General features: G+C 66.8%; 22 protein-coding genes. 13 read left to right on the plus strand and 9 right to left on the minus strand.

Annotated elements, in window-relative coordinates:
* Positions 1–234: 234 nt before the first annotated feature.
* Both AC1RMD_RS19820 and AC1RMD_RS19825 read left to right on the plus strand, forming a co-directional pair.
* A complete protein-coding gene (locus AC1RMD_RS19820; protein ID WP_492928590.1) occupies positions 235–849 on the plus strand; it encodes an LON peptidase substrate-binding domain-containing protein in 615 nt (204 codons plus the stop codon).
* A gap of 92 nt (positions 850–941) precedes the next feature.
* Entirely contained in the window at positions 942–1,571 is a 630-nt protein-coding gene (locus tag AC1RMD_RS19825; protein WP_492928591.1) for an FMN-binding negative transcriptional regulator, read from the plus strand.
* 9 nt (positions 1,572–1,580) lie between these two features.
* Here AC1RMD_RS19825 and AC1RMD_RS19830 read toward each other — a convergent pair whose 3' ends face one another.
* The 3 genes from AC1RMD_RS19830 to trpS are packed head-to-tail and all read right to left on the minus strand — an operon-like array spanning position 1,581 to position 3,918.
* A complete protein-coding gene (locus AC1RMD_RS19830) occupies positions 1,581–2,540 on the minus strand; it encodes a DMT family transporter (protein WP_492928593.1) in 960 nt (319 codons plus the stop codon).
* Positions 2,541–2,551: 11 nt separating this feature from the next.
* Positions 2,552–2,809 (minus strand): DUF1294 domain-containing protein, encoded by a 258-nt coding sequence (locus AC1RMD_RS19835; RefSeq protein WP_492928594.1) that lies wholly within the window; start codon positions 2,807–2,809, stop codon positions 2,552–2,554.
* Positions 2,810–2,865: 56 nt separating this feature from the next.
* Positions 2,866–3,918, minus strand: a complete 1,053-nt coding sequence (trpS, locus tag AC1RMD_RS19840; RefSeq protein ID WP_492928596.1) for a tryptophan--tRNA ligase — start codon at positions 3,916–3,918, stop codon at positions 2,866–2,868.
* Positions 3,919–4,195: 277 nt separating this feature from the next.
* On the opposite strand from trpS, the gene AC1RMD_RS19845 reads away from it, so the two are divergent.
* Together AC1RMD_RS19845 and AC1RMD_RS19850 are read left to right on the plus strand one after the other, a co-directional pair.
* The gene (locus tag AC1RMD_RS19845; RefSeq protein WP_492928598.1) at positions 4,196–4,435 is read left to right on the plus strand and encodes a hypothetical protein; all 240 of its coding nucleotides are present in this window, start codon (positions 4,196–4,198) and stop codon (positions 4,433–4,435) included.
* A gap of 56 nt (positions 4,436–4,491) precedes the next feature.
* Entirely contained in the window at positions 4,492–6,399 is a 1,908-nt protein-coding gene (locus AC1RMD_RS19850) for a CocE/NonD family hydrolase (RefSeq protein WP_492928599.1), read from the plus strand.
* On the opposite strand, the gene AC1RMD_RS19855 is transcribed toward AC1RMD_RS19850, so the two are convergent.
* From AC1RMD_RS19855 to AC1RMD_RS19865, 3 genes are read right to left on the minus strand one after another with little or no spacing between them, the layout of a single operon-like run.
* A complete protein-coding gene (locus AC1RMD_RS19855) occupies positions 6,396–7,208 on the minus strand; it encodes a substrate-binding periplasmic protein (protein ID WP_492928601.1) in 813 nt (270 codons plus the stop codon). The two genes, AC1RMD_RS19850 and AC1RMD_RS19855, sit on opposite strands and share 4 nt — an antisense overlap.
* On the minus strand, positions 7,205–8,464 hold the full coding sequence (locus AC1RMD_RS19860) for a TCR/Tet family MFS transporter (RefSeq protein WP_492928602.1): 1,260 nt from the start codon (positions 8,462–8,464) through the stop codon (positions 7,205–7,207). The genes AC1RMD_RS19855 and AC1RMD_RS19860 overlap by 4 nt, the downstream gene beginning before the upstream one ends.
* A gap of 19 nt (positions 8,465–8,483) precedes the next feature.
* Positions 8,484–9,143, minus strand: a complete 660-nt coding sequence (locus AC1RMD_RS19865) for an HD domain-containing protein (RefSeq protein ID WP_492928604.1) — start codon at positions 9,141–9,143, stop codon at positions 8,484–8,486.
* 157 nt (positions 9,144–9,300) lie between these two features.
* Between AC1RMD_RS19865 and AC1RMD_RS19870 the strand changes: the two genes are divergently transcribed.
* The 3 genes from AC1RMD_RS19870 to AC1RMD_RS19880 all read left to right on the plus strand — a co-directional run bounded on the left by AC1RMD_RS19870 (position 9,301) and on the right by AC1RMD_RS19880 (position 11,826).
* Complete coding sequence (locus AC1RMD_RS19870) at positions 9,301–9,609, plus strand: hypothetical protein (RefSeq protein ID WP_492928605.1); 309 nt, start codon at positions 9,301–9,303, stop codon at positions 9,607–9,609.
* A 91-nt stretch (positions 9,610–9,700) separates the two neighbouring features.
* A complete protein-coding gene (locus tag AC1RMD_RS19875; RefSeq protein ID WP_492928607.1) occupies positions 9,701–10,195 on the plus strand; it encodes a chemotaxis protein CheW in 495 nt (164 codons plus the stop codon).
* Positions 10,195–11,826, plus strand: a complete 1,632-nt coding sequence (locus tag AC1RMD_RS19880; protein ID WP_492928609.1) for a methyl-accepting chemotaxis protein — start codon at positions 10,195–10,197, stop codon at positions 11,824–11,826. The genes AC1RMD_RS19875 and AC1RMD_RS19880 overlap by 1 nt, the downstream gene beginning before the upstream one ends.
* A gap of 6 nt (positions 11,827–11,832) precedes the next feature.
* On the opposite strand, the gene AC1RMD_RS19885 is transcribed toward AC1RMD_RS19880, so the two are convergent.
* The 3 genes from AC1RMD_RS19885 to AC1RMD_RS19895 all read right to left on the minus strand — a co-directional run bounded on the left by AC1RMD_RS19885 (position 11,833) and on the right by AC1RMD_RS19895 (position 13,791).
* Positions 11,833–12,534, minus strand: coding sequence for a ribonuclease HI family protein (locus tag AC1RMD_RS19885; protein WP_492928611.1), 702 nt, complete (start codon positions 12,532–12,534; stop codon positions 11,833–11,835).
* Positions 12,534–13,283 carry a YXWGXW repeat-containing protein gene (locus tag AC1RMD_RS19890; RefSeq protein ID WP_492928613.1) on the minus strand — a complete coding sequence of 250 codons (750 nt, stop codon included), beginning with the start codon at positions 13,281–13,283 and terminating at the stop codon, positions 12,534–12,536. The genes AC1RMD_RS19885 and AC1RMD_RS19890 overlap by 1 nt, the downstream gene beginning before the upstream one ends.
* Before the next feature lie 250 nt (positions 13,284–13,533).
* Entirely contained in the window at positions 13,534–13,791 is a 258-nt protein-coding gene (locus tag AC1RMD_RS19895; RefSeq protein WP_492928615.1) for a hypothetical protein, read from the minus strand.
* A 213-nt stretch (positions 13,792–14,004) separates the two neighbouring features.
* On the opposite strand from AC1RMD_RS19895, the gene AC1RMD_RS19900 reads away from it, so the two are divergent.
* From AC1RMD_RS19900 to AC1RMD_RS19925, 6 genes are all read left to right on the plus strand, one after another.
* Positions 14,005–17,334 carry a penicillin-binding transpeptidase domain-containing protein gene (locus AC1RMD_RS19900; protein ID WP_492928617.1) on the plus strand — a complete coding sequence of 1,110 codons (3,330 nt, stop codon included), beginning with the start codon at positions 14,005–14,007 and terminating at the stop codon, positions 17,332–17,334.
* A 100-nt stretch (positions 17,335–17,434) separates the two neighbouring features.
* Complete coding sequence (locus tag AC1RMD_RS19905; RefSeq protein ID WP_492928618.1) at positions 17,435–18,763, plus strand: hypothetical protein; 1,329 nt, start codon at positions 17,435–17,437, stop codon at positions 18,761–18,763.
* A gap of 11 nt (positions 18,764–18,774) precedes the next feature.
* Entirely contained in the window at positions 18,775–19,362 is a 588-nt protein-coding gene (locus AC1RMD_RS19910; RefSeq protein ID WP_492928620.1) for a hypothetical protein, read from the plus strand.
* Between the two features lie 3 nt (positions 19,363–19,365).
* Complete coding sequence (locus AC1RMD_RS19915) at positions 19,366–20,511, plus strand: hypothetical protein (protein ID WP_492928623.1); 1,146 nt, start codon at positions 19,366–19,368, stop codon at positions 20,509–20,511.
* On the plus strand, positions 20,508–21,629 hold the full coding sequence (locus tag AC1RMD_RS19920; protein WP_492928626.1) for a hypothetical protein: 1,122 nt from the start codon (positions 20,508–20,510) through the stop codon (positions 21,627–21,629). Before AC1RMD_RS19915 ends, AC1RMD_RS19920 begins: the two co-directional genes overlap by 4 nt.
* Before the next feature lie 100 nt (positions 21,630–21,729).
* The gene (locus tag AC1RMD_RS19925) at positions 21,730–23,937 is read left to right on the plus strand and encodes a hypothetical protein (protein ID WP_492928628.1); all 2,208 of its coding nucleotides are present in this window, start codon (positions 21,730–21,732) and stop codon (positions 23,935–23,937) included.

Raw genomic sequence — 23,937 nt, forward strand, 5'->3', positions numbered from 1 at the left:
GCTTTAATTTCCGGTCCATGCTTATTCATCACCCCGGCGCGATTGTCGCCGCCGGCACGTATGGCTCGTCACTGTGCGGCCATCGCGCCGACGTCGACCTGCTCAACGGCGCGCGCCGCGCAGCGTTGCTTTTGCGATGAAAGGCGGCCTGGTTTTTCGCCGACCTTAAGGAAGCCGTAAGGTTAGTGCTGTCTGTCTAAACCGAGCACAGCAATTTCATGCGATGATAGCGGAATGGCATCAATCCCTCTTTTCCCGCTAAATACCATCCTGTTTCCGGGCGGACATTTGCCGTTGCAGGTGTTTGAAGTGCGCTACCTGGACCTGGTCAAGCGCTGCATCGCCCGCGGCGAAGAATTCGGCGTCGTGCCGCTGCTGGAAGGCAGCGAAACCCGCGTGCCCGACAAGCATGAAACCCTGTCCGACGCCGGCACCATGGCGCGCATCCTCGACTGGACCGCGCCGCTGCCAGGCCTGCTGCAGATCTCCTGCATCGGCACCACGCGCTTCCAGATTAAATCCGCCGAGCAGCTCAAGCATGGCTTGTGGATGGCCGAGGTCGAGGAAGTGGCCGAAGACATGGTGGTGCCGATACCCAGCGAGCAGCAGGACGTCGCCAACGCGCTGGGCTCGCTGATCCGCTCCCTGCAGAAGAAGCAGATCTCCACCGCCAACATGCCGCTGGCGCCGCCGTACCGGCTGGACGAAGCCGGCTGGGTGGCGAATCGCTGGTGCGAGCTGCTGCGGCTGGACGTGGAAGAGAAGCAGCGCCTGCTGCTGCAGGAGAACCCGGTGCTGCGCCTGGAGCTGATCCAGGACGTGCTGAGCGAGAACGGCCTGCTGGACTAGGCCTGGCTCCACGCCCGCGCGCTACGCTGGCCCTGTTGCCCGGTGGGGGCCGCTGCTACACTGGCCCTATCGTCCACGCCACCCGTCCAGCCATGTACCTGCAACCCGCTTTCGCCGAAGACCGCCTTGAAGTCCGCCATGGCCTGATGCACGCCTATCCGCTGGCCACGCTGATCGTCGTCGATGCCGACGGCGTCAGCGCCGACCTGATTCCCTTCATGCTGTACGCCGACGAGGGCGACCGCGGCCTGGGCGTGCTGCGCGCCCACGTGGCGCGCGCCAATCCGCTGTGGCGCAAGCTGGAGGCGGGGGCGCAATGCCTGGTGGTGTTCCAGGGGCCGGAGGCCTACATCAGCCCGAGCTGGTATGAAACCAAGCGCGCCACGCACAAGGTGGTGCCGACCTGGAACTACGCGATGGTGCAGGCGCGCGGCGTGGCGACCGTGGTGGACGATCCGTTCTGGCTGCGCCGCCTGCTGGACCACCTGACCAACAAGCACGAAAGCGGCCTGCCGCAGCCGTGGGAACTGGACGATGCGCCCGTCGATTTCATGACCGCGACGATGAAGGCCATCATCGGCATCGAGATCCCGATCGACAGCCTGGTGGGCAAATGGAAGGTCAGCCAGAACCGCAGCGCCGCCGACCAGCGCGGCGTGATGGCGGGCTTGCAGGATGGCGCGATGGCCGGCCTGGTGGCCGAGCGCCTCAAGCCGGAGTAAGCGGCCGGACTAGCCGGCGTGCGCCTCGCTGGCGTCGTCCAGCGCGTGCACGCGCATCGACCAGGTTACCCCGGCCACCAGCAGCAGCATGGCGGCGATCTCCAGCGCGCGCGGCAGCTGCTGCTTGTAGATGCAGCCATACATCAGCGCGAACAGGGTCTCGAACAGGATCAGCTGGCCGGACAAGGTCAGCGGCACTTTGCGGCTGGCGATATTCCACAGATGGTTGCCGATCACCGAGGCGCCCAGGGCCAGCAGCGCGTTGACGATCCAGAACAGCGTCCAATCGCGGCCGCTGGCCACGGCGCCGGCGCCGGTCACGTCGGCATGGAACAGCGCCATGCCCGCCAGCGCGATCGCCAGCGCGATCACGCCGCTCGACAGGCCGTACAAGGCCGACCACTCGCCGCTGCTGAAGTGCGGATTGCGCTTCAGGTAGCGCGCGTTGTCCACCGAATACCAGGTCCAGCACAGCAGCGCGCCGGCCGCGCACAACACGCCGAGGATCTTGTCGGCCAGCGGCGCGCCGTTGCCGGTGTCGTGGGTGAAGACGTCGATATTGATGCAGGCGATGCCGGCCGCCACCAGCAGCAGCGGCAGCATCAGCTGCTTGAGCGGCACCGAGCCGTGGTCCTTCTGGCCGACCAGCGTGACCGAGATCGGCAGCACGCCGATGATCAGCGAAGTCGCCGCCACGCCGGCGAACTTGACGCCCAGCGCAAGCAGCATGTAGTAGACGATGTTACCGGCCAGCGCGTGCTTGAGCAGCGCGATCACATCGCCGCGGTCGAGGCGCCGCAGCAGCGCCGGCAGGCGGCGCGCCATCAGCGCGCCGGCGATCAGGCCGTAGGCGATGTAGCGTCCGCAGGCCATTTCCAGCGGCGTGAACGCCGTCAGCAACTCCGGCACGATGAACACCATGCCCCACATGGCGCCCGCCAGCAAACCGCATATCACGCCATGCCACATCGTCGATATCCTCAGTAGATTGTGCACAGCCACCAGACGGCGGCCAGCGCGGACAGGTTCAGCGCCACGCTGCACCAGTAGGCGAGCTGGAAGGAAGTCTTGACCGTCTTGTGGCGCAGCCAGCGTTGCGCCAGCAGGCCGCCGGGCCAGCCGCAGGCCAGGCCCCACAGCAGCAGCGTGCTTTCGGGCGTGCGCTGCCGGCCCTTGATCGCGGCCGATTTGTCGGCCGCGTAGGCGATGAAACAGACGATGCTGGCGACGCCGTACACCGCCGCAAGCCACAGCAGCGCAAGCTGCGAGGGCAGGGCGTCCGGCGTCGCCGGGTTCAGAAGTAGCTCAGGCCGAGGGCGGCCTTGACTTGGTCGGCGGTGCGGGCGGCCACTTCGCGCGCCTGCATCGTGCCTTCCTTCAGCATCTGCATGATGTAGCCCTTGTCCTGCGCCAGCGCTTCGCGGCGGGCGCGGATCGGCGCCAGCATCTCTTGCAGCACCAGTTCCAGACGCTTCTTGACGATCGAGTCGCCCAGGCCGCCGCGCACGTAGTGCGCCTTCATTTCGGCCAGCTTGTCCTGCTCAGGGTCGAAGGCGTCCAGGTAGATGAAGGCGACGTTGCCCTCCAGGTGGCCCGGATCTTCCACGCGCAGGTGCAGCGGATCGGTATAAACCTTTTTCACGGCGGCGGTGATCTCGGCCGCGGTGGCGCCCAGGTTGATCGTGTTGCCCAGCGATTTGCTCATCTTGGCCTTGCCGTCGGTGCCCGGCAGGCGGCCGATTTCCGGCACCAGCGCCTTGCACTCGACCAGGATCTCCTGGTTAACCAGGCGGTTGAAGCGGCGCACGATTTCGTTGGTCTGCTCGATCATCGGGATCTGGTCCTCGCCGACCGGCACGAGGGACGCCTTGAACGCCGAGATGTCGGCCGCCTGCGAGGCGGGGTAGGTCAGGAAGCCGGCCGGGATGTCGCGCTCGAAGCCGCGCAGCGCGATCTCGGCCTTGACGGTCGGGTTGCGCTCCAGGCGCGCCACGGTCACCAGGTTCAGGTAGTAGAAGGTCAGCTCGGCCAGCTCCGGGATCTGCGACTGGATCAGGATGGTCGACTTGGCCGGATCGATGCCGACCGCCAGGTAGTCCAGCGCCACTTCGACCACGTTGCGGTGCACCTTGTTGGTGTCGTCCATATTGTCGGTCAGGGCCTGGGCGTCGGCCAACATGATGAATTGCTTGTATTCGTGCTGATAGGCGACGCGGTTGCGCAGGCTGCCGACGAAGTGGCCGAGGTGCAGCGGGCCGGTCGGGCGGTCACCGGTCAGGATCACGGTGGGGCCTTTGGGCGCGGCTGGCGCGCTGGCGATTACTTCGGATTGTTCGGTCAGGCTCATCAGGGGTTCCTTTACGTTGCCCCGGTCCGGCGCGACGAATATAAAAAACGCCACCAGAAAAGGGCGGCGTTGATAAAAATATCACATCACTATGGGTAGACAGTGGCCGCGCGCTAGGAGCGGCGCCAAATCAGGCAGGCGTGACGTGTAGTAAAAAATTTCATGCGCGTATGGTTGCAGCTCAGCGCCGGTCTGTCAAGGTGTGAGGCGCAGCAAGGCTAGGCCGGGGATTCTGAACTAGATTGAACACTCGCGGTCTAAGCTCATGGAGACTAAAATGCCTGATAACTTCGATTCTGTCGCATTTATGGATACTCTGATTGAAGGTGGCATGCCGGAGAAGCAGGCCAAGGCGCTGGCCTCGGCCATGTTTCAGCTCGTCGATAGTCATCTGGTGACGAAGAACTATCTCGACATGCGCCTGGCGCAGTTCAAGTCCGAATTGATACAGTGGATGGTCGGCGTGGTCGTCGTCCAGACCGGGCTGACCGCCGTGCTCTTCAAGCTTATGCATTAATCTAAACGATAAGGTAGTATTGCCGGTCCTGAGCAATACCCCTTACCGGAGTCGATATGCGCGTACTTGCAGTTGCTGTGCTTTCCACCTTGATGGTCAACGCCGCAACGGCGCAAACGTCGACGCCGCCGATGGCGCCCGATATCCCCGCCAAGTTCGACACCGCCGTCCCCAACGCCGACTACGTCAAGCGCGACGTCATGATCCCGATGCGCGACGGCGTCAAGCTGCACACCGTGATCGTCATCCCCAAGGGCGCGGTCCACGCGCCGATGGTGCTCAGCCGCACCCCCTACAACGCCAGCGGCCGCGCCCAGCGCAACGTCAGCCCCAGCGTGCTGGCCACCGTCGGCCAGGGCGACGAAGTGATGATGGAGAACGGCTACATCCGCGTCTACCAGGACGTGCGCGGCAAATACGGCTCCGAAGGCGAGTACGTGATGACCCGCCCGGTCAAGGGCGCGCTCAACGCCAGCCGCACCGACCACTCGACCGACGCCTGGGACACCATCGACTGGCTGGTCAAGAACACCCCCGAAAGCAACGGCAACGTCGGCATGATAGGCTCGTCCTACGAGGGCTTCACCGTGTTGATGGCGCTGGTCGATCCGCACCCGGCGCTCAAGGTCGCGGTGCCGATGAGCCCCATGGTCGACGGCTGGCGCGGCGACGACTGGTTCCACAACGGCGCCTTCCGCCTGCCCAACCTGAGCTACATCGCCGGCCAGACCGCCGCCAAAGGCAGCGGCAAGACGCTGGCCACCGGCGTCTACGACGACTATGAGGGCGCGCTGCGCGGCGGCTCCACCGCCGACTACGCCAAGCAGTTCGGCTTGGACCAGCTCAACTTCACCCGCAAGCTGTTCGAGCATCCCGCCTACGACGGCTACTGGCAGCAGCAGGCGCTGGACAAGATCCTGGCCAAGCGCCAGATGAAGGTGCCGACCATGACCGTGGTCGGCTACTGGGACCAGGAAGACATCTACGGCGCCTACGCCTTCTACTCGGCGGTGGAACCGCAGGACAGCGCCAACAACAAGAACTTCCTGGTGGTGGGGCCGTGGCGCCACAGCGGCGTCAACTACGAGGGTTCCAGCCTGGGCGCGTTCAAATTCACCGGCGACACCGCGCTGGAATTCCGCCGCGACGTGATGCAGCCTTTCCTCGATCAATACCTGAAGGACGGCGCGCCGGCCGCCGACACGCCGCCGGTGCTGTTCTACCAGACCGGCGTCAATCGCTGGCAGCGTTTGCCGCGCTGGCCGCTGGCCTGCGAAGCCGGCTGCCCGGCGCCGCTGAAGCCGATGTTCCTGAAGCCGGACTTCAAACTCGATTTCGACACGCCGCAACAGGGCGCCGCCTACGACGAATACGTGTCCGACCCGGCCAAGCCGGTGCCGTTCGTGCCGCGCCCGGTGCATATGAACGATGCGAATGTGTGGCGTCCGTGGCTGGTCAGCGACCAGCGCGGCGTGTCCGACCGCACCGATGTGCTGAGCTACGTCACCGAGCCGCTCAAGGCGCGCCTGAAAATCTCCGGCGCCGCCATGGTCAACCTGTACGCCTCGACCACCGGCAGCGACACCGACTGGGTGGTCAAGCTGATCGACGTCTATCCGGATGAAGTGCCGTCGCAGCCGGAACTGGGCGGCTACCAGCTGGGCATCGCGATGGATATTTTCCGCGGCCGCTACCGCAACAGCCTGGAGCACCCGTCGCCGATCACGCCGGGCGCGGTGGAGAAGTACCGCTTCGCGCTGCCGAACGCCAACCACGTGTTCCTGCCGGGCCACCGGGTGATGGTGCAGATCCAGTCCAGCTGGTTCCCGCTGTACGACCGCAATCCGCAGACCTACGTGCCGAACATCTTCTACGCCAAGCCGGCCGACTACAAAAAGGCCACGCTGCGGGTGTACCACAGCGGCGCCGAGAGCAGCGCGCTGGAGCTGCCGGTGGTGGACTAACGAGGGCGCACGCTGTTGGCCAGCACGTCCGGGGTGAAATAGCGGCGGTAGCCGTCCATTACCTGGTTCGACTTGCCTATCTTTTCCAGCATGTCGACCAGCACCCGCTGGTCTTCCGGCTTGAGCGCGCGCGACACATAGGCGCCGCTCTCGTGCCACGGCAATTCCGGAATGGGCTCCATGCGCAGCTTGTCCTGCATGCCGTTGACGCGCTGGTCGCGCCGGATCGCGCCGGCCATCAGCGTCGGTCCCATGATGGTGACGTCGGCCGAGCCGGCGTTCAGCAGGCGCGCCACCGCCACCACGTCGACTTCGGTGAACAGGCGGCCTTGCCTGGCCAGCTCGTTGACCAGCGCCATGTAGTGTTCGCCATAGTCGAAGCCACGCACCACGGCCACGCGCAGATCGCGCCGGTCCAGCAGGTTCTTCGCGCTGGTGATCGGCGCCCGCGGGCCGGCCACGGAGATCAGCATGGCGCGATGGCCTATCATCGGCACGAAGGTGCCGAGCAGGTCGCGCGCCGGCGTGCGCGAAGCCGGCACCAGCAGGTCCGCCTTGCCGTCCTTGTACATCGCCACCTGGCGCGCGCGCGGCACCAGGGTGAACACGAAAGTGCAGCCGTTCTTGGCGCCCATGCTGCGCAACAGGTCGGGATAGATGCCGCCGATGTGCGTGCCCTCGACCTGGATGCTGGCGCCGCTGGACGATACCGGCGCGGCGATCTCGCGCGAACATTCGGCGGCGGCGCCGGTCTGCAGCGCGCCGGCCGCCAGCAGCATGGCGAGCATGACGATACTGCGCCGGTTCATGGTTTGGCGGCCTGCAGGTGGTGCTGCCGGAAGTAGCGCTGCGCCACCAGGATGGCCAGCGCCTGCATCACCGCGCACAGGTAGAAGGTGCTGCCGATGCGCCAGTCGTTGGCGGGCAGGTGGCCCACCTCGGCCAGGATGGCGGTGCCCAGCAGCGGCATGAAGATCACCCCCAGGCTGCTGATCGATTGCAAAGAGCCCATCAATTCCCCCTGTTCGTTGGGCGGTGTGGATTTCGAGACGATGCCTTGCAGCGCGGGACCGACGGCGAACGACAGCACGTTGCAGATGATGAGCACATACATCATCCAGCCCTGCGTGGCCAGGCCGTACAGCAGGTAGGTGATGCCGCCCGAGCACATCCCCAGCAGCGACAGGCGCACTTCGCCGAAGCGCTTGATCAGGATGCCCAGCAGGCCGGCCTGCACCACGGCCGCCATCAGGCCGACGCAGAACATCGCCGCGCCGTTCTGCCCCGGCGTCCAGTTGAAGCGGAAGCTGGTGTACAGCACCCAGGTCGTTTGCAACATCATCTGCGCGCAGGTGACCAGCGCGAAGGTCACCACCAGGCCGCGGATCTCGGTGCGGCGCGCCAGCTTGAACAAGGCCGTCAGGGGATTGATCTTGGCCACGCTGAAGGCGGAACGGCGATCCGCCGGCAGCGACTCCGGCACCACGAAATAGCCGTAGACGAAATTGGCGGCCGACAGCGCGCCCGCCACATAGAACGGCAGGTGCAGATTGACGTCGCCCAGCAGGCCGCCCAGCATGGGGCCGCAGATGAAGCCCAGGCCGAACGCCGCGCCGACCTTGCCGAAGCTCTTGGCGCGATTCTCCGGCGTCGAAATATCGGAAGCGTAGGCCGAGGCCACCGACATGCTGGCCGACGACATGCCGCCCACCACGCGGCCGATGAACAGGCAGGCCAGGTTGGGCGCCCACGCCGTCGACAGGAAGTTGATGCACATGCCGGCCATTGAATACAGCAGCACCGGCCGGCGGCCGATACGGTCGCTGAGGGCGCCCAGCATCGGCATGAAGATGAACTGCATCAGGCCGAACACCGCGCTCATGATGCCGAACCAGTGGGTCTGGTTTTCGCGCGAGCCGGCGAACTCGCCGACCAGCATCGGCAGCACCGGCACGATCAGGCCGATGCCCAGCATATCGATGAACACGCAGATCAGGATGAAGTTCAGGTTGCCCGCAGGGGCGGCGGCCGGCATGCCGGTGGTCGCGGTGTCGGGCGTGGTCATGTGGTCGGCAAATGGGAGGTCAGGGCGCCGTCGGGCTGGCGGCCCACTCGGCGATGAAGCTGTCGCGGAAGGCGGTCAGCTCGTTGAGGCGGTTTTGCGCCAGGCGGCGGCCGGCGGCCGTTTGCATCTTGCCGGGCAGGGTGGCCAGCTTGGTGTCGATATGGTCGAGCGCATAGGCTTTTTCATCGAGCTCGCGGTGCAGCGCCATCGGATCGTCGGCATGCGCCAGCGCGGTGCCCATGCGGCCGGCCGTGTAGAACAGCCGCGCCAGTCCCACCGCGCCGAGCGCGTCGAGGCGGTCGGCATCCTGGACGATCTTGGCCTCGATGGTCTCGGCGCGGATGGCGGCGGAAAAACTGTGGCTCTCGATCGCATGCGCGACGGCGGCCAGTTTATTCGGCGGGAAATCGAGTTCGGCCAGCTGGCGGCTGGCCAGCAGCGCCGCCTTGCGCGAGGCCAGGTGGCGTTCGGGATCGTTCTTGGGCAGGTTGACCAGGTCGTGCAGATAACAGCCGGCCAGCACGACCAGCGCGTCGGCCTCGGGATAATCGTCCAGCAGCAGGGTGGCGTTGCGCCAGACCCGATGCAGGTGGTTGGTGTCGTGTGCTCCATCGGCTCCGGCGGCGGCACTGGCCAGGCGAACCAGGCGCGGATGCCAGCTGTTCAGCAAGCTGTTCATTGTTCTCCCGTGATTTCTTGGCGATCAGTTTTTCAGATCATACAGCCTGATTCAGCCCTTGTGCAGGGCATCGTGGCGGCGATTAATAATTGTTTGCTTGCCAAGTACGATGAGATTGTGCAAAATGCAACCATATTTGATAATGACAGGCACTTTGATGCGTAACTTCCCGGCGCTTGCACCGATATTGTTGGCCCTGGTCTGCGACTGCGCGCTGGCGCTCGACGACACGCCGACCGTGGCGCCCCATTTCCAACTGAAGGGGGAAGACTTCCGCCCGGCCGGCGCGCGCCCGAACCTCGTCACCGGTAACCAATTGTCGGCCAGGCGCGCCGCAATGGACGCCGAACCCGCCAAGCCCGAACCGCAGGCGCCGAGTCCGCGCGCCGTGGTCACCACGGTGCTGCGCGCCTTGCCCGCCTCGGCCCACCAGCTGGTGGAAAAACCAAGGTGGAAATTGCGCTAAACATATTTGTTTCTTTGATGCATTTATTTGGTGCGCATTAACTTGACTTGAGGTAACATTGCCGTCAATCATTTTTGGCAAGGAAAACCCCATGTCTGCTAATGTAAGCGAACTGCACGCAAAGACCCCCGCCGGCGAGTATTTGGCCTTCACCCTGGGCCAGGAAGAGTACGGCATTGACATCCAAAAAGTAGCCGAGATCCGCAGCTACGAAACCCCGACCCGCATCGCCAACGCGCCAGATTTCGTCAAGGGCGTGGTCAATCTGCGCGGCCTGATCGTGCCGATCGTCGACATGCGCATCAAGTTCAACCTGGGCACGCCGTCGTACGACCAGTTCACCGTCGTCATCATCCTCAACATCGGCCACCGCGTGGTCGGCATGGTGGTGGACCGCGTTTCCGACGTCACCACGCTGCTGCCCGAACAAGTCAAGCCGGCGCCGGAAATCGGCTCGGCCATCAACACCGACCACATCGTCGGCCTGGGCACGCTCGACGAGCGCATGCTGATCCTGATCGATATCGACAAGCTGATGTCCAGCGCCGATATGGGCCTGATCGAAAACACCGCGTTGGCGGCGTGATGACGATGCTGACCAATATCACCATCGGCAAGCGCCTGGCGCTGGGCTTTGGCATCATCCTGGCGTTCGCCATGCTGATTACCGCGATCAGCGTCTGGCGTCTGCAGGGCGTGGCCACTGCCACACGCGAGATGATGCAGGTGCCGCTGGCCAAGGAGCGCATGATCTCCGACTGGTCAAGCAAGATTGATAGCGCTATCCGCCGCACCACCGCCATCGCCCGCAGCAGCGACCCAACGCTGGGCGCCTTCTTCGCCGAGGAATCGAAAGCCTCGTCGGCCATCTCGGCGGAGTACCAGAAGAAAGTGGAGGCCCTGATCGTCGACGCCGACGAGAAGGAACTGTTCGGCCGCATCGGCGAGCAGCGCAAGATCTACCTGTCGTCGCGCGACCAGGTGGCCAAGCTGAAAGGCGCCGGCGAACTGGAGGAGGCCGAGAAGGTCTTCGCCAACGTGTTCCGTCCCGGCTCCAGCAGCTACCAGGCGCTGATGCAGGAACTGCTGAAAATGCAGCGCGCGAAGATCGACGCCACCGCCGTCAACATCGACGCAGTGGCGGCCAGCAGCCGCAATCTGCTGTACCTGCTGGCGGCGCTGGTGCTGGCCTTCGGCGCCGTCAGTTCGTGGCTGCTGACCACCGGCATCACCGGCCCGCTGCAAGTGGCGGTGACGGCAGCGCGCCGGGTCGCCGGCGGCGACCTGACCGGCCATATCGACGACAGCGCGCGCGATGAAACCGGCCAGCTGCTGTCCGCGTTGAAGGAGATGAACGCCAGCCTGCTGGGCATCGTCAACGAGGTGCGCAGCGGTACCGATCATATCACCACCTCGTCGAGCGAAATCGCGGCGGGCAACCAGGATCTGTCGCGCCGCACCGAGCAGCAGGCCGGCGCGCTGGAGGAAACCGCATCGTCGATGGAAGAACTGACGTCGACCGTCAAGCACAACGCCGACAACGCGCGCCAGGCCAACCAGCTGGCGGCATCGGCCGCGCAGGTGGCGGTCAAGGGCGGCATGGTGGTGTCGCAGGTGGTGGACACGATGGATTCGATCAACCAGTCGTCGCGCAAGATCGTCGATATCATCGCGGTCATCGACGGCATCGCCTTCCAGACCAATATCCTGGCGCTGAACGCCGCCGTGGAAGCGGCGCGCGCCGGCGAGCAGGGACGCGGCTTCGCAGTTGTCGCCTCCGAGGTGCGCAACCTGGCGCAGCGTTCGGCATCGGCGGCCAAGGAGATCAAGACACTGATCGGCGATTCGGTCGACAAGGTCAACCAGGGCAGCAAACTGGTGGCCGATGCCGGTCTGACGATGGATGAAATTGTCAGCAGCGTGCATCGCGTCAGCGACATCATCACCGAGATCACGGCGGCCAGCACCGAGCAGAGCGCCGGCATCAACGAGGTGTATCAGGCCATCGGCGCGATGGACGGCGTAACCCAGCAGAACGCCGCGCTGGTCGAACAGGCCGCCGCCGCGGCGGAATCGATGCAGCAGCAGGCAGCGGCGCTGGCGCAGGCGGTCAGTGTGTTCAAGGTGGATGGTTCGGCGTCGTCGTCGCGTTCGCGCGGCACGGCTCCGCGCGCGGCCGCATCGCGTCCGGCGCTGCGCCTGACCAGCCGCGCATAGTTGCCGCTACTGTCCGTCGCTACTGTCGCCGGGCGATCTGTCGATCGCCTGTTGCGACAGGCGGTCCGCGGCGCCGTTGCGGTGGCGCGGCACCCAGCGCAGGCTGACGTCTCCCAACGGCGCGATTAACGCCATCACGCGCCGGCGATGTTCTTCCAGTCCCTTGGCGCCACGGCCGGCGGCTACCTCCTGCGCACTCAGATTCACATCGTTGACCACCACCTGGCTGTCCCCGTGCAGCACCAGCCCGGTCGCACCCAGGCTGACGGCCGCTTCCAGCAAGGCCGTCAACGCCAGGTATTCCGCCTCGCCGCTGTTGCCGTAGCCGGCGCGGCGGCTGATCTCCACCCGTTCGCCGTCCGGCCCGCACAGCAGCGCGCCAATGCCTATCTGGCCCGGATTGGGATGCGCCGAACCGTCGAACCATCCGCGCCAGCCATCGGTGGCCGGCCGCAAGCGCGCCGCGCGCTGTTCCAGCAGCCGCGCCTTTTCCGCCAACTTTGCCGAGCGCAGTTTCTCGTCGCGCCAACGCAAGGCGCTGCGCTCGGCCAGCAGCAGCGCCAAACCCTGCACGCCGGCCACCTGCGTCAGCACCTGATGCAAGGCCTGCGCCTCGCTCACTTCGGAACGCGTCGCCAAACGACGAGCGGCCACGCGCTCGCCCTTGTAGGCGGCCGTGGCCAATACTTCGAAATCAACGTCGCTCATCAATCGCGGCGCGGGTTGTCTGGATGCCGGTCGTGGCGGTTGGATACGCCGTCACCGTCGCGATCGCGGTCGTAGCGGTTCGGCACGCCATCGTGGTCCTTGTCGCCGCGGCCGTGGCCGTAGTTGCGGTTGTCGTGCCGGTCGTAGCGATTCGGGATGCCGTCATGATCGCGGTCGCCGTTCGGGCCTCGATCCCAGCGCGCTTCCTCGCGCTGCCAGCGGCCTTCATGCTGCACCCAGCGCGGTTGGGCATAAATGTAGCCCGGACGCTCGGCGACCCAGCTGCCGCCTACCCATTCGTGGCGGTGGCCGCGCCAGTCCCAATAACCCGGCGCCCAGATGTAGCCGTAGCGCCGCTGTGGAATCCGTTCATAGCGTGGTGGGGGCGGCGCCACGGTCACATAGTCAACCTGCACCGGGGCCGGGCCGGCGTTCACCCAACCGCCCGGATCCAGGCGCCAGTTGCCGCCGTCGCGTATCCACTCGGCGCGGCGATACTGCGCGCCGTTGCGTTCCTGTTCCCAGCGGCCGGCCAGCCACACGTGGCGATAGCCGTCCCAGTTCCAATAGCCGGGCGCCCAGACGTAGCCGTGGCGCGGCGCCGGCAGGCTTTCAAATCGCGGAGGCGGCGGTGCGTTGCCGATCACGACGCTGACGCCGACTTGCGCCGCTGCGATGGCTGGAGCGAATGCTGCTGCGCTCAACGCGAGCATGGCGGCAGCGTAAATGGTGTGCGAGCGTTTGATCATGACGTGTTCTCCGTTTGCGCGTTTTCGTGCAACGCTTGAACGAACTATAGCAAGCAGCGCCAGGGATGGCTCCCGATGATGCAACTTTTTACATCTGACACAAAGCTGTGGTGGTGTGTGCGGTGGCGTACAGAAGGGACTAAGGCGGGAGGGTGCTGACGGATGCGGCGGGGAGCGAGCGAGCCTGCAAAAGGCTACGCCTGTTACGCGGCGTTTCGGTGGCGCGTACAGGCGAAGGGATTACGGGCCTTCAAATTTTGCTCGCTGCGGTGGTGTCTGCGGCCAGCACGGATTTGCTCTCGTCGATCAGCGACTGTTTTTTCTGTTCGGCGGTCAGGCGTTTGGCGCTGACCACCACCACTTGCATGTCCTTGGCGGCGGCTGGCGCGGTGTAGCTGGCTTGTACCGGCGTTGGGGCTGCGGTGGTTTCGTCGAGCACGTAGTTGGTGGCGCAGGCCAGGCCCAGGGTCACGACAAACAGGGCTTCGAAGTTTTTCAGGACGTTCATTTTGCTTCCTTTCGGTGGTTAAAAGTGTGTTTCGATGTGCTCACTTTATGCAAAGGCCTGTCCAGCCGCCACGGGATTGCGACGAGCCGCGCTTTTTGCGTCCCGAAATGCAGATAGGCGCGATAAGGCGATGGCTTTTCGACCATGGAATGCGCGTTTTCGCGGCCCCTCCGCTAAAGCTGGGCAGATACCGTCCACCAGCGCGAGGGGCTTATGCCGCGATTCATCACCACCATCCTGCAAGCCTGGGCCGAGCGCCGCCGCGCACGCCGCCGGCAAGCCAACCTGCGCGCCGGAACCCGCGGCCGTCCATCGATGCGGCTGGTGTCCTCGGCGCCCGCGACGCGCGGGGCGCAGGCGCCCGGTCGGCAGCGCGCCATGTGGATCGCCGTTGTCGGTGTGTGCGTGGTGGCGGGCGGCGGTGTGCTGATCGCCGGCCATGCCCGCCACCTGGCCGCCGCGACGGTCAGCACCCCGCAGGCCGTCAACAGCGTGCGCGCGGCCTACGCCTATCAATCCGTGCTGCCCGGCGCAGCGTTCACCGTGCCGGCCGAGGCGGGCCTGAGCACCAGCATCCAACCCGGCGGCGCCTTGCTGGTGGCGTCCGGCATGCTAGCCGCTCCAGCGGTGCGGGTGGACCTGTGCAGCCAGATGCGCAGCCCCACCGACCCGCGCCTGCTGCCGCTGCGGCTCGGCTATCGCTTCGACGACGTCAAGCGCTGGGTCAGGCGCAATGAAGAATCGAACGTCCAGATCTCCCTGCGCAACGTGCTGCTGGTGGCCGACAACGGCGCCGGCGCCGCCGCGATCCCGGAAATCCAGATCGAAGGCACGGCCCGCGCCGACTACACCGATCCGCTGAGCGAGCCGTTGCAACTGAGCTGGCGCAGCGCGCAGGCCGGCGCGCGCTGGATCAGCGACGCCAGCTTCGGCCAGGTCGAGCAGGGCGCCAGCGGCCAGGTCGCGCTGCGCCAGCAGGGATGGCTGTTGTGGGGCGCCGCCTCGGCGCTGCGCATCGAACGGCGCGCCAACGCCATGTGTCCGCAGGCGGGCGAGCTGGTGGTGCAGATGTATCGCCTGGCGCCGCAAGACGCCGCTGCCGCCAGTGTGCCGGCCAGCGCACTGGTGGTTGCCTTCCCCGCGCGCGGCAGGGCGGTCAGCACCAATCTCGCGGCAGGCTCGTATCAGGTGCCGGCCGCCGCGCCGATGGCGCTGGAAGACCAATCGCTGTTCAATGCGCTACAAGACCAGGGCCTGGTGCGCCTGACGTCCGCCGGCGCCATCGAGCTGGCGCCGCGCGACCTGCCGCAATGGCAAGCCGCCGGCGCCGCCGAACGCGTCGCCGAATTGGACCACTGGAAGCAGATCAAGCCCGGCGCCGCCACGCGCAAGCTATTCAAGCGCCTGTACTACCAGGCCGACGGCGCCTACGTCCGCCAGCAGATCGACATCTACAACAGCGAACGCCGTTTGCTGGCATGGCGCGTCAAGGCGCCGGCCGGCATGATGCTGGACTGGAGCGCCAGCGCCGGCAGCGATGCCGCATCCGGCAGCGCGCCGACGATGGTCGCGACCACCAGCCAGATGCCGGTCGCCGCCTCGCGGCTGTTCGCATCGCTGCCGCAGGGATGGCAGCCGTGGACCCGCGTGGCCCGCTGGCCGCAAGCTGTTGAAGGGCGGGGCGCCCGCCCCGTGGTGCGGCTCAGCCTCGCGCTGCCGCGCGCCGCGGCCGGCGGTGAAGTGATGCAGGTGTTGCTGGCCGGCCGCGTCACCGGCGCCATCGGCGCCAGCGCGCAGCTGGCTCCCGCCTGCAGCGGCCGCGCCTGCGGCAGCGCTTCGGATGTCCAGCAAGTCACGCTGACGCTGCAAGCCGGCGCGCACAGCGTGCAGATGACGGTGCAGCCGCTGGACTTCAACGCGCCGGAAGATCAAAAATACCGCCACCTGCGGGTTGCCGGCGGCCGCCTGGTATGGCAGGCGCTGTCGCCCGTCGCCGGGGATGCCGCGCCAGGCCTGCCACGGCCAGCCGCGCCCGCGCCGGTGCAGCTGGAAGACCGCAATGGCACCTTGCTGTGGGCCGACGGCGCGCCGACGCAATCCGCCATCGAGGCCGGCCTCGCGCCGCTGTTGGGCGTGAGCGGCGAGCAGGCCAACAGCGTGGCCGGCATGCTGGCCCGCCTGCCGGTATCGGCCGCCACGGTCTCGCGCGCGTCCGGCGCGGCGGTCGGCGCGCGCCTCACGCTGGACCTGCCCTTGCAGGCCTTGAGCCAGCGCGTGCTGGACTGCGTCGGAATGCATCGCGGCCGCTGGGACGGCAAGGCCTGCAGCGGCGGCCAGGCTGCTGCGGAAGGCCGCCACGCCGGCCTGGTCATCCTCGATACCGAAACCGGCGACGTGCTGGCCGCCGCCGGCGCCGGCGCGGGTGAAGTCAACGCCGCCAACTGGGCCGAGGTGCGCGACTTCGACCGCACCAGCCCCGCGCGCAGCCCTCTGCGCCTGCCGGCCTTGCAGCACGACGGCGGCGCGCACCAGAGCCCCGGCTCGACCTTCAAGGTGATCAGCGCGCTGGGCCTGGAGCTGGCCGCGCAGAATGATCCGCAGATCGACGCGCTGTTGGGCGGCATGCCGCTGCCCGCCATCAACCGGCTGGCGCAGCAGCGCGGCTTCGGCTTCCAGACCGACGCCGCCAGCTATCCGCTTAATCCGCGCCTGGCCCACATCACCAACTACCACGAGCAAAGCCTGGACCGGCGCGCGCAGGAAGGCCGCCTGGGGTTGGCGCAGGCGCTGACCTACAGCCTCAATACCTGGTTCGCCTGGTCCAGCGAATTGAGCGACCGCAGCCTGTTCGGCCGCGCCGACGGCGGCGCCCCCGACTTGCAGGCGCTGGACGCCAACGCGCTCGATGCGGTGCGCCCCATCGTCGCCGCCGCGCACCGGCTGGGCTTCGAGCAAACGCTGCGCCTGGACGGCGGCCTGCTGCCGGCGAATTTCAACTGGCGCAGCTGGGATGCGCTGCAAGCTACGCCGGCGCATATCGATCCTATCCACACCCGCCATGAGCTGCGCCAGATGGCGATCGGCCTGCGCATGCAGGTCACGCCGCTGCAAATGGCGCTGGCCGCGGCGGCGGTCGGACAGGGCAAGGTGGTGGCGCCGCGCATGCTGCTCACATTGGGTAGCGCCGCCAGCGCCGTGCCGGCGATGAAGCCGGTCGGCATCCGCCTCGACCGCATCCGGGCCGGCATGAAAGGCGTGGTCGATGTCGGCACCGGCGCCGGCGCGTTCGGCGGCGCCGCGCTGGCCGGCGTGCGGCCCGGCCTGTACGGCAAAACCGGCACCGCGCCCACCGGCGACGACACAGCCACCGTCTGGTTCACCGGCTGGCTGGAAGCGGGCAGCCTGCCGGGCCAGACGCACCGGCTGGCGATGGCGGCCTTCGTCAGCCACTCCAGCGTCACCGGCGGCGAGCACGCGGCGCCGGTGCTGGCGGCGGTGTTGTCCACGCTGGCGGCGCAGAACCGCGAACAGAAGGGGAAATAGGCTTGTAAACGGGATAATGAAATCGCGGCTTTTGTGGCATGATTTCGAGGCGTCCGCCATAGCGCGCTCATTTTCGTTTTTCACTTATTGACAGGACTGTATGCGCTTGCCAGGAACCCGGTATCAGGAGCACGGCTGGGAACAAGTGCGCAAGCTGTTGGGACACTGCTCGTTGCAGGCGTTCCGCCGGCTTGAGATGCACCAGCTGCTCGACCCCGGGCAGCATGCGACGCTGCTCGACAGCTATACCGATGCGGTAGCCGCGGCCCTGCGCGCGGGCGCCCGGTCGGCGCGCGCCGAGGCCGAGGGCAACAGCTACGGCGACAGCGTCTACGAACTGTCGCTGAGCCTGATGTTCGAATTGCAGGCGCAGCCGGCGTTCTGGCTGGCGTTCGTCGCCGCCGTCGTCGCCGAACATGGTCGCAGCGGCGCCTTCTGGCTCGATGCCGCCGCCGAGGGCGTGATGCGCAAGAAGGTCAACGATATGTACGCCGGCCTGCGCGACAAGGTCGATGCCGACAACTACATCGTCGCCACGGGCCGTGACTGCTCGCCCAACAAGATCTACACCTATCGCATGCTCGATACCGCCTACCGCGAGATCGCCGGCCTGTTCGCCGACTGGCGGCAGCACGCGGCCCAGGTGGGCGACATCCTGGGGCGTCCGCTGGAGGGCAGTCCGATCGAGGTGCGGCAGATGAAGTCCATCGGCGGCTGCAAGGCCGACTGGATCATCCGCTGGAGCGAGTCGCGGGAGCGCCACGCCGGCTCGCCGGGACCGCTGCACACCAAATCCAAGCGCTTCGCCAGCCTGAAAAATAGTCCGGAGAAGATCGCCGCGATGCTGACGGAAATCGGCGACTATGAAGAGCTGTCGGCCAATATGGACCGCGCCGACGACTGGCAGGGCGACGCCGGCGAAGCGGCGCTGTGGCTGGAAGACTACTGGCGCGTGCTCGGCGAGTCCGAACAGCTGGAGACGCACGACGAGGACCGCATCCTGCCCGAGCCGGCGGCGGACGAAGATTCCGGCCAGGCGGACGACGCGCCGGAAGCGGGCGGTGGCGACGTCGCCGGACCGGCGGACGAATTCGAGGCGCACGACCTGGCGGCCGAACAGGCGCTGGCCGGAACGCTTTCCCTGCCCCCCCGCTATCTGGAATTGGCGCGGGCGGCGCAGGAGGCCGGCAGCTGGGCGCTGCGCGTTTTGAACGGCGAGTCGCTGCCGATCCGCCTCGCCGTGTACCAGAAACTGCTGGGCGCCGCCGACGATACCTACCCGGACGCCTGGCTCGACCCGGCCACCGGCGAGCTGCCAACCTTGCAGCAGTTGGCGGCGCTGGACCAGATTTCGATGCCGACGCTGCGCAAGCGCCGCAACGAAGCGATCGACAAGCTGAACGCGGCCAACACCGCGTCGGCGAAATGAAGGAGAACGAGTTGAAATCAGCACATGATGAGCAAGACGCACGGCTGCGGGAGCGCACGCTGCTGGCCCGCGCCGTGCCGGGCGACCGCCTGATGCTGGCCGACGCCACGCTGCTGGCGGCGCTGGACGGCAGCCGGGTGCTGACGCCGAACGAACGGCAGGCGCTATCGGCGTCGCCGTTGACGCTGCGCCGCTTCCGTCAGCTGTCGCTGGAGCGGCACGCGGCCGCGCAAGCGCCGCTTGCCGCCAACGACCCGGCATGGGTTGGCAGCGGCGGCATGCTGCGCGCCGCCGCCAGCACCGCGATGCTGGAATCGCTGGTCACCGACGACAGCTGCTGGACCCTGCACTTCCTGCAGGCAGGCGAGGGCGAGGGCTGGCAGGTGATCCTGAGCCTGTCGGCGGAAGCGCCGTTCGCCGCGCGCCTGCTGCGCGAGCGCGTGATGGTGCGCGTCATCGATGGCGGCGGAGCGATCGTCTTGCAGGGGCGTCTGGACGCGGACGGCGAATACGAATGCAGCTGGCCTTTCGCCACCGCGCCGGCGCCCCACTTCCAGCTTTATGGCGCAGGGTTTGCCGTCGAACCGGTGACACCTTAGACCATGGGCATTTTTTCCCGGCGCCGCAAGCCAGCCGTCGATACCGGCGGACTGGGAGTCAACCTGATCGCGCTTAAGCTCGATGCGGGCGACGCTGCGCCGGCGAATAGCACTGTCGTGGTCTTCAACGCCGGCGGCCATGCGCGTCGCGCAGCTGCTGGCAAAGTAGTCTGCGAGGTCGGTGAGTTGGCGCTGTGCTTTCATCCGGGACCGTACACGGTGCATTTGGCGCCATTCGCATCGGCGCCGGAGTGGGGCCTGCGGCTGCGCTTTGTCGTCGATGTCTCCAATCCGCGCGTGACGCAGCAGCGGTTCGATTTGTACTTGTACAGCGAGATGGCGGAGCGGCTGGAACTGGACGGATTCCGCGCGTCGGCGCAAACGGTGCTGCAAACCGAGCTGGCGCAAGGCGCGCTGGATCTGCCGCCATGCACCACGCTGGAGGAATGGCACGCCTTCCGCGCCGGCCTCAATCAGCTGCTGTACACGCGCTTTGGCGTAACGGTGGACGACTGCGTGCCGGTGGATCTGGGCGACGAGGTCGACTACGCTCAAGTGCTGAGGGCCCGTGCCGCCGAAGCTGCAGCCGCAGCTGCGGCTGACACGCCGCCCGTGGCCGAGCGCGATTCTGCCGCCAACGCCGAGCCAGCGCTGCACACGCTGTTTGCCGCTTCGCCCGGCGGCACCCTCCTGGCGCCGCCCGCCGCGACGGCGCCTTCCGCCGCCGCAGCGCCTATCGCCTGGCAAGATGCATTCGGCCTGCGCCGCCTGTTCCTTGAACTGCCTGGCCTGAGCCGCGACCTGCGCTTGCTGGTCCTGCCTGAGGGCTCGCTGATCTTCCAGCAGCACCAGGCCCTGTTGCTGCGTCTGGGCATGGCCACGCTGAACGTGAACACCATGCCGTCGCTGGCCTGGGCCGCGCCGGACCAGCCGTTGGCGTATGCGGAACAGGTCCGCCGCACCGCCCAGACCCTGCTCGCCGTACAGGCACTGGACGAATCCTGGGCGCTGCTGGCCCGCTTCCAGCGCGCCGATCACACGCAGTGGCCGGCGCTGCTGGAGGAGGCCGACCGCATCTGCGCCAACCTGGAAACCGGCCTGGCCTTCCGCCGCGCTCCGCATGCGCCCCGCATGGAGCCATCGCTATGACCACGCTGTCCGCCGCCACCGTCCCGACCAACGCCGAATGCCGCAGCATACTGGCAGACGGCCGCGTACTGACAATCACTGCCAGTCGCCGCCCGCGCGCCAACCGCGCCGACGTTAAATGCAGCGTCGCCGGCGCCCCGGCCATCGCCGAGCGGATGCAGGAAGTAGTCCGCCTTGCCCGCCACACCGAAGTGCGGCTCGACAGCCGCGACCAGGTCGTCCTCAGCATGGACCTCGCGCCCGGCACCGCAGACCGCGACTGGGAGCTGGCGGCAGTGCTGGCCGACCGCATGGTGCGCGGACTGTTCCAGCCCGCGCAGGCCGGCCGCCAGTACGCGCAAGGCTGGTCCGACGCATGGCACCTCGGCCGCGTGCAGGGCGCCACAGCCATCGCCGCGACGCTGGATCATCCGCAGATCGGCTCTGGCGACGGCATCATCAGCGGTGGCATAGCCAACGATGTCCCCACGCGTGCGCTGCACATCACCCACCTTGGCGCGCTGAGCGGCCACGCCGATCCGTCGGCCGGCGTCTCCACCGTGCGCACCTGGTTCCCGCTGCACAGCGGCGGCGTCAATGACAGCCTGGCCTGGGTGGAGGTCAGCGTCTTCGCCATCGACAGCGCCGCCGCAGTGGAGGGCGCATCGGCCAGCGCCACCCACCATCCGGCGGCGGCGACGGAGGAAGACGCCATCGCCGCGCCGGGCCTGGACCTGAGCGCCCAACTGGAAGTACGCCAGACCCTGGCCGCCGCGCGCCACTTCGACGGCAAGGGCCTGGGCCGCTGGCGCAGCGTGGTGCGATTCAGCCAGCCGCGCTTTCAGGGCGGCTCGTACCAACTGGCGCTGGTGATGGCCGATCGCCTGGCGCGCGGCCGCGAGTTCCTGCCGCGCGGCCGCATCATCGCCACCGGCTGCTCCAGCGCCTGGCATGCCGGCCGGGTCGACACCGTCGAAGGTCGCGAGCCCAAGCTGGAATTGATACTTATGCAAGCGGCCGCAGGCGACCGGGTGCTGCTGCCCAAGGCCTGGGAGGATGACTTGCCGGCCGGGTTTGCGGCCGAACTGCGGCAAAAAGGCGCCAGCCTGGCCTGTATCGACCGGATCGGCATGATTTGAAGCGCCACAGTATCGTGCGCAGGAATGAAAATGGGCGTGCCCTGCTAAAATCGGCAGTTGCTAGGGCGGCCCGGAAGATGAATCGAAGAAGGAGTCTGACATGTTCCAAATGTTTGGTTTTGGCGGCGTAAAATGCCCGCGTTGCGAGCACAAAAACGACGACCAGTCGGGCTACTGCAAGCACTGCGGTTTGACCTTGGGCGCGCCGCGCAGCGAGCCCGTGCTGCGCGATAACCGCTGGATGCCCGGCGACGACGAACTGGCCGTGTACTTCGGCGTGAGCGCCTTGTCCGGCATCTTCACCAAAACGCTGCGCGTGCCGGCCACTTCGCGCGCCTACATCCTGCAAGCCGACAAGGCCACCGAGGTGCCGCAGGGCGAATACGAGATCGAAGGCTTCTTCACCCGCCTGAACCACCTGCTGCGCAACCAGAACGCGGAAATCCTGATCACCCGCAGCGCCGCGCTGCCGGTGGAGTTTTCGTTCAGCGACCTGCAGACGGCGGAGCACCTGAAGGTCGCGGCCCGCTTCACGGTCGCCATCCGCATCGAGAATGTACCGGCCTTCGCCCAGCACTTCATGACCGTGCCGGGCACCGTCAGCACGCAGCACCTGCAAGATCTGCTGGAACCGTCGGTGCACCAGGTGGCGGCGGAATTCATCGGCAGCCGTTCGATGCGCGACATGGCGCACAACGCCGACCTGCGCCTGCAACTGGACGAGCGCCTGCAAGCCGCATTGAAACTGCGCCTGGCCGGCTATGGCCTGGCTGTCGATCGCGTTGAAACGGTCGCGCTGCGCCACGATAAATTCGACCACAACCGCGAGCGCATCGGTACGCTGTGGCTGGTGGCGGACGAGCGCCATGTGCAGCTGGAGCACGTCAAGCAGCTGGACCAGATCTACGACGAAGAGGAATGGCAGGCCATCTGGCGCGAAGAACAGAAGATGCGCTCCGACCTGCGCCGCGCCGAGCTGCGGCAGGACGCAGGCGTCAACAAGGCCGAGCTGACGTTCAAGGAGTCCGAGCGCATGCAGGCGCTGCGCGCGCGCGAAGTGGACCTGTACAGCCGCGTGATGGAATCGAAAACCCGCAAGGTCGCCGTCGACAAAGGCGCCGGCACCATACTGGCCGATCTGGAACACGAGCTGGCTAAGAACAAATCGCACCGCGTCGGCGAGCAGGCGGACTGGGAGCATGTGCGCCATCTGGCCCAGATCAAGATGCGCACCGAGCTCGAAGTGCTGCAACAGACGGCGGCCGAACAGCGCCAGTTGGCGCAGCAGCGCCTGTCGCATCAGCTGCGCGAGCAAGCCATCGAAAACCAGATGGCGCAGGCATTGCTGATCGAGGATGAATCGCATCGCCGCAGCGAACTGGCCGCGCTGCGCCAGCGCGAGAAGGCCGAGAAAGAGCGTGAACTGCAGATCGAGGCCCAAGGCCACAATGAGCGCATCCAGGGCCTGACCCTGGCCAGCGCCGCGCGCCGCCGCGAGGCCGAGCGTGTGCAGGAATGGGAAGGCCAGCTGCAACTGGCCCGCCAGCGCGAACTGCTGCGTGGCGACGCCGTCAAGGATGCGGCCAACGCCGTGCAGGTGGCCGAGATCAACCAGAAGATCGAGGAGCTGAAGCGCGCCGGCGCGCAGGCCGATTCGGTGGCCCAGTACGAAAAGCTGCTGCGCACCATCGAGGCGGACGGCGTGCATCAGCGCCAGAACCTCGCCGTCAACAAGCAGGCGATGCTGGATCAGCTGGAGGTGGACGAGCAACGCCAGATCCTCAAGCAGAAGGAACAGGAAGCCCAATGGCAGCGCGAACTGAAAAAACTGGAGCATGACCGCGACGAGAAGTTCGCGCGCTGGAAGGGCGACTACGATGTGCTGCTGGTGCAGCAGTCGCATGAACTGACGCGCATCGAAACCATCGGCCGCCTGAGCGATACCGGCAAGGTGGCCACCGCCGCCGCGCCCAACGCCGAAGCGCTGAAGCAGATCATGAAGATGCAGATCCAGGGCGGCATGACGGCCGAGCAGATACAAGCGCTGGCGCAGGTGGTGGCGGCCGAACACGGCGTCACCCCGGCCGAAGCGGCGCAGCTGGCGCATGAACGGATGCTGGAAGAGCGCGCGCGCCGCGACATGGAAATGGACAACGACCGCCGCCACCAGATCGATCTGCTGAACGTGCAGAACGCGGCCGGCGCTGCGCCCCCAACCCCGGCGCGCTACTGCGCCAACGGCCATCCAACGCGGGCCGGCCACCCGCTGGACAAATTCTGCGCCCAATGTGGCGTGCCTTTAGCTTAA

The sequence above is a fragment of the Duganella sp. GW822-FHT06D06 genome (assembly GCF_058799615.1).